The sequence below is a fragment of the Chitinophaga sp. genome (assembly GCF_036569185.1).
Classification (GTDB): domain Bacteria; phylum Bacteroidota; class Bacteroidia; order Chitinophagales; family Chitinophagaceae; genus Chitinophaga.
This window is the reverse complement of the sequence record NZ_DATCRD010000123.1, coordinates 1-7,620: the sequence shown is the minus strand read 5'-3', so window position 1 is coordinate 7,620 and position 7,620 is coordinate 1. Positions and strand designations below refer to the sequence as shown.

At 46.4% G+C, this 7,620-nt stretch carries 10 protein-coding genes; 6 read left to right on the top strand and 4 right to left on the bottom strand.

All coding sequences use genetic code 11. From position 1 onward, the window contains the following. The 5 genes from VIM72_RS08675 to VIM72_RS08655 form a co-directional block, all read left to right on the top strand. The coding region (locus VIM72_RS08675) for a zeta toxin family protein (RefSeq protein WP_332002443.1) at nt 1–543 on the top strand (543 nt) is incomplete at its 5' end. Further along, on the top strand, nt 533–712 hold the full coding sequence (locus VIM72_RS08670) for a hypothetical protein (RefSeq protein WP_332002442.1): 180 nt from the start codon (nt 533–535) through the stop codon (nt 710–712). The genes VIM72_RS08675 and VIM72_RS08670, both read left to right, overlap by 11 nt. 155 nt (nt 713–867) lie before the next feature. After that, nucleotides 868–1,704 (top strand): DUF6597 domain-containing transcriptional factor, encoded by an 837-nt coding sequence (locus VIM72_RS08665; protein ID WP_332002441.1) that lies wholly within the window; start codon nt 868–870, stop codon nt 1,702–1,704. Between the two features lie 241 nt (nt 1,705–1,945). Beyond that, nucleotides 1,946–2,449, top strand: coding sequence for a cupin domain-containing protein (locus VIM72_RS08660; RefSeq protein ID WP_332002440.1), 504 nt, complete (start codon nt 1,946–1,948; stop codon nt 2,447–2,449). Nucleotides 2,450–2,501: 52 nt separating this feature from the next. After that, nucleotides 2,502–3,119, top strand: a complete 618-nt coding sequence (locus VIM72_RS08655; RefSeq protein WP_332002439.1) for a DUF4230 domain-containing protein — start codon at nt 2,502–2,504, stop codon at nt 3,117–3,119. A gap of 3 nt (nt 3,120–3,122) precedes the next feature. Here VIM72_RS08655 and VIM72_RS08650 read toward each other — a convergent pair whose 3' ends face one another. Continuing rightward, nucleotides 3,123–3,842: a hypothetical protein gene (locus tag VIM72_RS08650; protein WP_332002438.1), complete on the bottom strand. Its 720-nt coding sequence runs from the start codon at nt 3,840–3,842 to the stop codon at nt 3,123–3,125. 253 nt (nt 3,843–4,095) lie between these two features. Here VIM72_RS08650 and VIM72_RS08645 point away from each other — a divergent pair, with 253 nt between their 5' ends. Then, complete coding sequence (locus tag VIM72_RS08645; protein WP_079468754.1) at nt 4,096–4,416, top strand: RNA recognition motif domain-containing protein; 321 nt, start codon at nt 4,096–4,098, stop codon at nt 4,414–4,416. A gap of 133 nt (nt 4,417–4,549) precedes the next feature. Here the strand turns inward: VIM72_RS08645 and VIM72_RS08640 are convergent, their stop codons facing one another. The 3 genes from VIM72_RS08640 to VIM72_RS08630 form a co-directional block, all read right to left on the bottom strand. After that, entirely contained in the window at nt 4,550–5,869 is a 1,320-nt protein-coding gene (locus tag VIM72_RS08640; protein WP_332002437.1) for a dihydrolipoamide acetyltransferase family protein, read from the bottom strand. Between the two features lie 70 nt (nt 5,870–5,939). Next, on the bottom strand, nt 5,940–7,187 hold the full coding sequence (locus tag VIM72_RS08635; protein ID WP_332002436.1) for a competence/damage-inducible protein A: 1,248 nt from the start codon (nt 7,185–7,187) through the stop codon (nt 5,940–5,942). Nucleotides 7,188–7,204: 17 nt separating this feature from the next. After that, on the bottom strand, nt 7,205–7,620 hold a 416-nt coding region (locus VIM72_RS08630; protein ID WP_332002435.1), incomplete at its 5' end, for a thioesterase family protein.

Here is a 7,620-nt window from a genome sequence, read left to right as displayed (position 1 = left end):
AAAACAACCGCCAGTTTAACCTTATTGCCTGAAATGTTTCAATGCAAAGAATTTGTGAATGCTGATATTATTGCTGCTGGCATATGCCCCGGTAATCCCGAAAGCGTTGCGTTACAGGCTGGAAGAATAATGTTAATAAAGATCCATAAGCTAATACTTGAGAAAGCAGACTTTGCATTTGAAACCACCTTAGCTACGAGAAGTTACGTTCCTTTAATTAAAACAGCTCAGGCAATTGGATATGAAGTTATCTTACTTTTTTTCTGGCTCGAATCACCTGCATTTGCAATAAACAGGGTAGCCAAAAGAGTATTGGAAGGCGGCCATAGTATTCCATCGGAAATAATTAAACGAAGATTTTACAGGGGAATTAAAAATCTTATAAACCTGTATATTCCAATTTGTAATCATTGGCTGGTTATTGATAACATGTACACTTCCCCGGAAGAGATAATATTGGGTTCTGGTAACACCATTAAATTGGTCATAAAATCTTACATTTGGGATGTTATTTTAAGACAAAGCATCCACCATGAACAATAAAGAAAAAGAACTATTGGAGCTTTCCGCCAAAGTGATGCAGGGCATGAAAATAGCCATGCGGAAGTTGGTGGAATCCAGCGCAGCGGAAAACAAAACATTAATTGTAGGCGATAAAAATGGTAACCCAATAGAAGTTCCCGCAAAAGACCTGTTAAAAACACTCAAATAACATAACCCCTTCTCCCCCAATCCCTTCCCTATCCTCCAAATATATTTTCCTTAATATAAATTATTTAACATATATTTACATCAACATCGCCACTTTTAGCGTATGGTGTGATCTGCAGCGATAGCGATATCCTTAAACACCACATTTTTGTACCTATGAACTTCCATATTCATCATCCTGCGGATGCATTGCGTCCTTTTGTAAAGCAATATTATTACTGGGAAGATGATACCCGTGGTATTATCCAATTGCCACAAAACCTGTTTGCCCTGGGCGATCAGTACATGGTATTCATCCTTGAAGGGAAGGCTGAAGTGAAACCAGCGAACCACAAAGCATTTACCTTACCTGCCGGTGCTGTATTAGGGCATCTTACCTGCGCCTGCCAGTTACAGGTACAGGGGCCGGTAAAAGCGGCAGTTGTACAGTTGAACGCATACGGATGCTACCGGCTTTTAGGAATGGACGCCGCCAGTTTCACCAATTACTACCGCAGCCTCACCGCCGCACAACCTGTATGGCAGGAGCTGATAAACGCCCTGCAGCAGGAAAGGGATCCGCAACGTGTAGAATCGCTGCTGGATGTGGCCTGTTTACATGCGCTTTCACAACAACCCGGTAATCTGCATGGAGTAGACGATATGGCAGATTACCTGGTGATTATGCAGGGCAATGTAAGTATAGAAGAACTGACAGCGCGTTATGGGCTTTCCCGTCCTACCCTGGAAAGGATCTTCAGCAAAATAGTAGGTATTCCTCCGCAGCTGTATGCCCGGATGATCCGTTATAAAACGGCCCTGAGCGCACTCCGACAGCTGAATTTACCGGAATGGGAAACACCGGTGGCAGCCACTCCGTGGTATAACCAGGCAATGTTTATCAAAGATTATTTATTGTTTAATCACGAAACTCCTTCTTATTTTGCAGGGGCAACAGGTACTATTGCGCACATGCCGGTGAACAACCTGCAGCAGGTGGCGGTAGCCAGTTAACAAAATGGATACTGTATGGATACTCCTGGTTTCCCCCGGATATTCCCCGTATCCGGGCCGTATCCGAAACGAATATAACTTGTATCTATAGAGATACGGGTTATATATTTTTTACATGCCGGTATCATTACTTTATTTCCCGGGCCGCCCTGCACGTTGCCCGGAACCATCATGTGGAGTATAACCCTGTTCTATATACGAAGATTTTTTATTTAACTTACCGGTCCTAACAGGCATAACTATGCAATATTCTGCCGCCCACTGGCGCGAACAACTGAAACTGCAATCCCATGTGGAAGGCGGCGCATTCCGCGAAACCTACCGCTCCCAATGGGTACTTGATATGGCCACGCTTCCGGCTGGTATGAGCGGTAACCGCAATGCTTCCACCTGCATTTATTTTTTGTTGGAAGAAGGGGAGTTTTCCGCATTCCATCGCATTGCCGCGGATGAGATCTGGCATTTTTATGATGGCAGTACATTAACGATCTATGAAATAGTTCCCGGCGGAGAACTGCTGGTACATAAGCTTGGACGGGATATCCAGAACAATGAAAGTTTACAGGTGATCATTACAGCGGGCAATTGGTTTGCTTCCCGCGTAGAAGTGCCCGGAGGCTATACACTGGCCGGCTGTACCGTAGCGCCGGGGTTTGATTTTGCAGATTTTGAACTGGCAGAAAAAGCGCCGCTGCAGGCAGCTTACCCGGAACATGCTGCGCTTATTGATAGTCTTACCCGATAACGGTAACGCCTATCCGCTCTAAGCCTCCCTGGTTTTTATTACATTTACAGGTATGAAGAAAATCCTTTACCTCGTTGTATTCATTTTATTTACGCTCCTGGTATTCTGGCTGGGTAAGCGCTTTGGCAGCACCAATGTGAGCCAGCAGGTAATTTCCAACAGCACTATTGTAAAAGAAATTGCAGAACTGGCCAGCCTGGATGTGCAGGGAAGCGCCAGTATCAAAAGAAGTAATATTGAAAACAGCGGTGACTGGACCGACAACCTGAAGAAAGCATTCCTGGAAAACACCGTATGGGTAACCATTCCGTACCAGGCTAAATACGGGGTCAATATCGACGATAAATCGTTTAAAGTACAAATGACTGATAAGAAGATCATTATCAGTTTACCGGCGCCCCGGCTGCTCAGCTATGAACTGAAAATGGACAAAATGGAAACCTCCAACCGTAAGGGATGGCTGCTGACCCAGGACGATGAAACCTATACGGATGTACAGAAAAAACTTTATCAAACCTCCCGTGCCCAGCTGGAAAGTAATCCCACTTACATACAGCAATCAAAAGAGAAAATAAGGAAGGTAATGGAGCAGTATTATGCTCCATTCCTGAAAGATCATACCCTGGAGATCCGGTATGACGGAGCAACCAGTGCCCCGTCATTAAATTAGCTGCTATGCAGCCTCCTGCGCAATATACTTCACCAGGCTTCTTTTAGCGATGGGCAGCAGCGTTTCGTTTACAGGCACTACCAGCGGCGTTTCTGCACAATATACAGCCGGGTTGGGTAAACTGTTGCGCTCCCGGATCAGCATGCTCTTGATATGGCTGATGGTATGTACCAGGTCTTTTTTATAGGCCTGGAGGTATTGGGTATGAATGCCCCTGTACTTTTCATCATGCCTTTCAAAAATGGTGAGCCGGTACGTATACACCAGTGTTTGCCTGCCCCGGCCATCGCACAGTAACAGGTACCCTTCCGCCGTTTCCAGTGGTACCAGTCCTACCGGGAAAATAGTAAGATGTTCCGCCACGTACTCATAAATTTCCGTTCCCCCTTTGATCGTGCTGTTGAGCTGGGGCAGGGAATACTGGATAATGGATTCCAGTTCCTCCATCAGCTCATCATCGGCAATCAGTTGTTCATACAGCAATTCCAGTTTCTGGATATTCACTGCCGTTAGTCTTTTCGGAAACTGTTGCTGTAAAAATTGTTTGTTATCCCGGAAGGCCACCAGGTTGTTGTAATGAAAGATAATGTCCGACAACTGCGGGTACAGTCTGCTCTGGGTGAAGTGTTGATTAATGTCCTGTAAATAGGCCAATAGCGTGTATTTTTTCAGCTCAAAATCTATATACCCGTCTGCAAACCATGTTTCACTTAACGCTCCCATATGAATTTAATTTAATGGATCATATGCTGAATTTACGAAAAAAAAACCGTAAAAAGGAAGGTTTTCCGGCTACAACGCACTATTTTAAATAATATTTCCGCACCAGTCAAACAGCTCACTACAAAGGATCTACCTATGTCAAATGGTAGTAAAAAACAAGGTAAATACAAAAATATTTTAACGCTAACTTTTTTATTAGCGTAATTTTCATAACTTCAGTATATTATTTTTCATTTTTTTAATTTCAGTTATCATGAACATTTACGTAGCCAACCTGCACTATAGGTTGAACGATGAGGATCTCCATCAGATTTTCAGCGATTTTGGAGAGGTTACCTCCGCTAAGGTTATCAAAGACCACGAAACAGGCCGCTCACGTGGTTTTGGCTTTGTGGAAATGCCTAATCAAGAAGAAGGAGCAAAGGCTATGGATAGTTTGAACGGCAGCGAAATCGAAGGTAAGCAATTGATGGTAAACGAAGCAAGACCTAAACAACCGAATAATAATTTCAAAGGTGGCGGTGGTAATAACCGTGGCGGCGGAGGATATGGTTCCCGCGACCGTCGTTATTAATAAAATCCCCTTTATTCGGCACTAAGGAACTAAGGAGACGCTCTTATGAGGCGTCTCTTTTTTTGTTTTCAGGAAGATAAAAAATGCAGCAGGGAGCTTTTCCCTGCTGCATTCCTGCTTAAAGACGTTACTATTAAATTCCTCTTTTCGGATCGAAATTTTCCAGCTCCTTTGCCACCGCGCTCAGGAAAGTGGAGCCCAGGGAACCATCTACAATCCGGTGGTCGTACGACATGGAGAGGTACATCATATGCCTGATACCGATGGTATCTCCTTCTTCCGTTTCAATCACCACCGGGCGTTTTTTGATGGCCCCTACCGCCAGGATAGCTACCTGCGGCTGGTTAATGATAGGCGTTCCCATCAGGCTGCCAAAGGTGCCTACATTAGTGAGGGTGAAGGTACCGCTTTGCGTATCTTCCGGTTTCAGCTTATTCTGACGGGCGGAATTGGCCATATAGTTAACCTGTTTCGTTAACCCGGTGAGGTTCAGCATATCTGCGTTTTTGATCACCGGCACAATCAGGTTACCGCTGGGCAAAGCCGTAGCCATTCCTATATTGATGTCTTTCTTGATAATGATCTTATCCCCGTCGAGTGAGCAGTTGATCAGCGGGAAACGCTTGATACATTTAATGATAGCTTCGATAAACAACGGCGTAAAGGTCAGTTTTTCACCTTCACGTTTCTCGAAATCCGCCTTTACACGATCCCGCCATTTTACCAGGTTGGTCACATCTGCTTCTGCAAAACTGGTTACATGCGGACTGGTTTGTTTGCTCATCACCATGTGATTGGCGATCAGTTTACGCATGCGGTCCATTTCAATGATCTCCACATTCCCGTTGTAGGTAGGGGAAGCCACTGTAGTGGTCACCACCGGCTTGCTGGTAGTAGCGGCTGCAGTGGAGGTGGCCGGTTCCGGCGTTACATCCGGGATCACCTTTCCTTCGCGGCGGTCTGCTACAAACTGCAGGATATCTCTTTTGGTTACGCGGCCATCATTGCCGGAACCGGGGATCTTTTCCAGGTCCGCAAAACTGATGCCTTCCTGTTGTGCGATAGTGAGTACCAGCGGGGAATAAAATTTGGCGCCGCCACCGGAAACGGGCGCTTCAGCAGCAGGGGTATAGGCTGGTGCTGTCGTAAATTTTGGTTCAGTGGATACAGGCGCTGCGGGCGCAATGGGCGCGGAAGATGCCGCAGCATCGGCATTGGTATTAATGCGGGCAATGACAGTACCAACCGGTACTACATCATTTTCATTGAAGAGCAGCTCTGTGATCTCTCCTTCTGCAGTAGAAGGAACTTCGCTATCCACTTTGTCGGTGGCAATTTCAAGTACGGTTTCGTCTACTTTTACGTGATCGCCCGCCTTTTTATGCCAGCGCAAAATGGTGGCTTCCATGATGCTCTCCCCCATTTTTGGCATTACCAATTCTACAATGGCCATAAGATTGATTTTTGCTTTAGTGCGCGACAAAAATACGGGAATTGTACCAATTCAAACCAGGTCAATATCCCTATTCCAGGATGAGTTTGCGCAGCTCATTCATGGCATAAACAGCTGTCATTTGCGTATTCCGTTCCCGGTCGTAACGCAGCTGGTATTTAACGGTGATCGTTTTTGCAACGCTGGCCACCGCTATCCAAACAGTGCCTACGGGCTTCTCCGGCGTACCGCCATCGGGGCCCATTATGCCTGATACGGCAATCACATAATCGGTTTGCAGCAGTGCCAGGGCGCCTGCAGCCATTTCACGGACCGTAGCTTCACTTACAGCGCCATGCGCCTGCAGGGTTTCAGGCTTCACTCCTAACATCTTCACCTTCATTTCATTGGCATATGTTACCGCGCTGCCTTTGAAATAAACGGAACTGCCCGGCACTGCTGTAATCCAGCTGGAAATCAATCCGCCGGTACAACTTTCCGCCGTGCCCATGGTTTTGCCTTTTTCCTTCAACAGGTGGCCCAGCACCTCTCCCATCGAAATATCCTGGTCGGTCACCGTGATATCTGCCAGCAGCTCTTTCAACTGGTGAAACAGGATGCTCACTTCCGCCGCTACCGACAATTTATCTTTCCCCTGCCCGGTTAAACGCAATTTCAGCAGGCTGTAACTGGGCAGGTAGGCCAGTTTGATATGAGCGGGCAGCTTTGCTTCGAAGGCTACCAGTCTTTCAGCAATGAAAGACTCGCCCATACCGGAAGTAACCAGGGTTTGATGTACTACTGCCGGGGTTTTGAAATGCGCTTCGAGTTTTGGCAGCACATAGTTCTCCATAATGCCCTTCATTTCATGTGGTACTCCGGGCATGGATACGTATATTTTACCTTCTTTCTCAAACCACATCCCTGGTGCGGTGCCTCTCTTGTTTTCAATGACAGTGGCCGCTTCCGGCACCAGGCTCTGATCTATATTCCGCTGCAGCATAGGCAATCCCCTGCTTTCAAAGATATGCAGCACATTATCCAGTGCTTCCTGGTTTTGTACCAGCCTGGTATTGAAATATTCGCAGAGGGTGGGCTTGGTAATATCATCGGCTGTTGGCCCCAGTCCCCCGGTGATCAGTACAATGTCGGACACTGCTGATTCCTTTGTCAATGCATCCAGTATATCTTCCCGGATATCGCCGATGGCTACACGCCGGTGCACCCAGATCCCCATTGCATTCAGCTGCTGCGCCATCCAGGCGGAATTGGTATCAATCGTTTGTCCTATCAGCAGTTCATCCCCGATGGTGATAATGCTGGTGGTGATCTTATCCATACACGTTGTTTATACTGCTATTCAAAAAACGGTGCCAGTCTTTTCTTCAGGTCTTCCGGCAAACCGGCTTTCTGTTTTGTTTTCACGTCAATGAATACCAGCGTGGTCACCCCAACATTCAGCAATTCATTCTTTTCGTTATACAACTCACTGTGAAACTGTATCTTGGAAGTTTTCGGCAACTCTTTCAGTATAGTCTTTACCGTTATCAGGTCGTCGTAATAGGCCGGACGCAGGTATTTCACATTCAGTTCCGCCACCGGCATGATCACCCCTTGCTCTTCCAGTTCCCTGTAGCTGAACCCCAGCTCCCGTATGGCTTCCGCCCTGCCTACTTCATAATACAGCCCGTAATTGCCATAATACAGGTATCCCATCTGATCTGTTTCCCCGTAACGTACCCTGATTGTTGTTGTACTGATAAACATGGTTC